General features: G+C 39.0%; 2 protein-coding genes and 1 pseudogene. 2 read left to right on the top strand and 1 reads right to left on the bottom strand.

The genetic code is table 11. The features are described 5' to 3' along the window. Positions 1-142, bottom strand: a pseudogene (locus L5M49_RS24865) (IS4 family transposase); the annotation flags it as partial. 243 nt (positions 143-385) lie between these two features. Here L5M49_RS24865 and L5M49_RS24870 point away from each other — a divergent pair. Continuing rightward, on the top strand, positions 386-2,821 hold the full coding sequence (locus tag L5M49_RS24870) for an NERD domain-containing protein kinase family protein (RefSeq protein WP_263266986.1): 2,436 nt from the start codon (positions 386-388) through the stop codon (positions 2,819-2,821). A gap of 70 nt (positions 2,822-2,891) precedes the next feature. Next, on the top strand, positions 2,892-3,209 hold a 318-nt coding region (locus tag L5M49_RS24875), incomplete at its 3' end, for a helix-turn-helix domain-containing protein (protein WP_263266987.1).

Raw genomic sequence — 3,209 nt, forward strand, 5'->3', positions numbered from 1 at the left:
AATTTCGACCTAACTCAGTCAAGGTCAGTGTCTTACATTCAATCAGTGCCTTAGAGGCCAGCATCAAGCTGTTTAATCGTTTTAGGTGAAGTTCTGGGCAGTATTGGTGTAAAGAATGTTGTAGGATATTGGCTTCGCGCATCTTGTTGTCCAAGTGTAGTTTTTAGCGAAACCATTTGATCATGCAACAAGATGCGCTTCCACCCTAATTTGATGATTTATTTGTAAATCATCAGGGGATTCTTCAGTACTGAACATCAATCGGTGAACCGCTGGGAAACAATTTTTTATCGTGGTGTGTTGAACAATCCAGATTTACTTAATTATTTGGATAATGGCGAGTTACCACAGTGCTTATAAATTTAAAGGGATTTAGGAGAACGATTTGAACATCGAGCTATGGGAAGGCGGTTTATTAGCCCATGAAGTTGACGCTATTGAAACAATTGAGAAGCATTTTCAAGACAAGACAAAAGGTAAGCAGCTACAGAATAAACCTTCGAGCGGTCAGTCTTTACAAGAACAACTTCAACAAGCTAAAGGTAATAGCATTTTCCCTTGGAAGGGATACGCTGGTTTTCGTTTTGTTGATAAAGGCAAAGAAGGCGAGTTCGACCTGGTTATCGTGACCCATTGTAATGTGCTTATTATTGAACTTAAAGATTGGAACCATGGCGAAATAACAGCCCGTGGGGATAAATGGCTTAAGAACAATAAAGAAATGGGCCGCTCACCTGTAAGTGTTACGCGCAATAAGAAACAGCTGTTAGAGAAAAAACTAGACAAGTATAAGAATCAATTTTCAAACAAAGGTTTTAGACCATTTGTGCATTTTTTAGTGGTCATGACGGGTAATGCTGATTTTGAGCGTCTGCCCGAAGCAGACAAAGAATATACTATTTCTTTAGAGCAATTTTTGAGCCTAAAGAATGAATATGCTTTTAACGCAAAGTTTAAACCTCACCCAGCTTCTAAGGTTTTAAATCAAGATTTTCATATCTTTGATAAGCTATTTGACCGTAAAAACGCAAATATTCAACCCAAACACCTAATTATCAATGGTTATATGGCGATTGAAGAAGTCTTTGCTCATCCTAAAGGTGCATACAAAGAGTTCTCAGCAGTCTCAGAGGTATCTAAAAAAGATGAAGCATTGCTGCGCCTGTGGGACTTTAATCAAATTTCTGGTCGAAATGCTAAGACCCCAGAGGGACGATTTCAGATAATTTCACGTGAACGTGAAGTTTTGAGTTTTATTCGCCACCAAAATTACGACTTATATAAATATTGCCTAACCTCTCTAACGAGTGTGCAAAAAGATGAAGTTACTGCGCAGCAGTTTGAACTATATGAGTTACCACCGAGTCATGTTCGTTTTAATGAATTTATCGGTAAGTTTTGTGTTTCATTTACTGAAAGCGAACGACTAACGGTTGTTAAGTTGCTTGTTGCTAAGTTTGCTGATTTGCACGAACTCAAAATAGCTCACAGAGACTTAGGTGATCATAGTATTTGGATTTCACCATCAAAAGAAATAGCTCTTTCGAATTTCATATCAGCCTATCATCAGCCATCTGGTACGGTTGGTGACTATCGTGAAACATTATCGGTTAGTGATGGTTTAACGCCATTTGGAATGGTCGCAAATGAAAAAACAACACCATTTAGCATGGATGTCTATGCATTAGCCGTTATTACTTGGCACATTATGCAAGGTAAGCGATTGTCTCCTAATAGCCTTAAGAGTTTTCAATCTGATTTAAACCAAAGCACTAGTTGGTACGCTGATGTCTTATCTTTGGCTTTGGACCAACAGTTAAAAGATGCCAGAGTGCTGTTTGATGAACTGAAAAAAGCAGAACCCAAAAATGAGCAAAATCTGGATTTTGATGTGTCATCGCTCGAAATGTACGAGCAAGATATTAAAGTTAGTCGCCAGTATCCTGAAGATGAGGTGTTAAGCGAGTCGAATAATAAAGAAATATACTTATCGAATGGCTTAGTTGTTAAAGAGTGGTCAAAAATTTCACCGACCAGTGAGAATGTGCAGTTTGGCTATAAAACCCTCCATTTTCTAGAGAAAATAGCCAAGCTTAAATCATTCTCACCACCATACATTCCTCATATTCATGAGTTTGGGTTAGCGACCCGCAGCGGCAGTTTATTCTTGGTGATGGATGAGGCTAAGGGGATTAAGTGGAAGGATATTCCTGTTTTAAGCACACCGATAAATATTATTAAAGAGCTGATATCAAGTATTGAACACTTGCATGCTTTACATATTTCACATGGGGATTTACATCCTGAAAATGTGATAGTTGATCTTGATAGAAATGCTGTTTGGTTAATAGACATCCCTGATTTTAATGGTGATGGTGAAGAATGCAGAAATCATAGATATAGCCCTGATAACATTGATGGATGTACCGCTTTTGAGCGAGATAATTTTGCAGTAATGCGCTTAAGCGCAGAACTACTCTGTATCGAGTGGGGGGAGGTGTCTGCTGAATATTCTACACTCAGTAAAGTCATTGCTCTTGAGTTAGATGATCAAGAATACGGTTTTAAAAGTCTAGAAAGATTCAAAGATGCGATTAAAACACCATCAGACGATGACAGCTTTGATTTAGTTGAAATATCGACATTGGGGGATTTTGAAGAGCTTATTATCTACCCTGATGATGGCAAGTTATATCTAGATATTGATAAAAGCAATAAAGATCCAAACGATGTTCGAGTTACCTTTAAAGGTGTTGGCGGGAATGTTCCGATTATATATAGCTCTATTGCCAGAATTCAGATAATAACTGCGACACTCTAATCGAGGTGTAGAAGAAGCCAACTGCTGAAAAGTGGTACGCTTTATCTCGCCAAAGTAAAAGAGTATCACCATGAATTATCAACAGTTGACCGAAGCAAGACGATACCAGATTTCCGTGCTGTTAGAACAGGGCTTTTCKATAGCACACATAGCTAAATGCATTGATTGTCATCGCTCTAGTGTCTATAGGGAAGTTAAACGATGCCAAGGGCAATCACGCTATCAGCCTGATATTGCACACAAGCAGGCTGTCACAATGAGGCGTCAGTCGAGTAAATATGCGATACCCTCACAGCGAATAGAGAGCATCGTCCTTTTGCTGCAATTGGATTGGAGCCCTGAGCAAATCTCGCARGTGTTGCGTYTGGTGAAGGAGCCTGTCAGTCAT

The sequence above is a fragment of the Shewanella sp. SM74 genome, from assembly GCF_025653725.1.
GTDB classification, from domain to species: Bacteria; Pseudomonadota; Gammaproteobacteria; order Enterobacterales; family Shewanellaceae; genus Shewanella; species Shewanella oncorhynchi.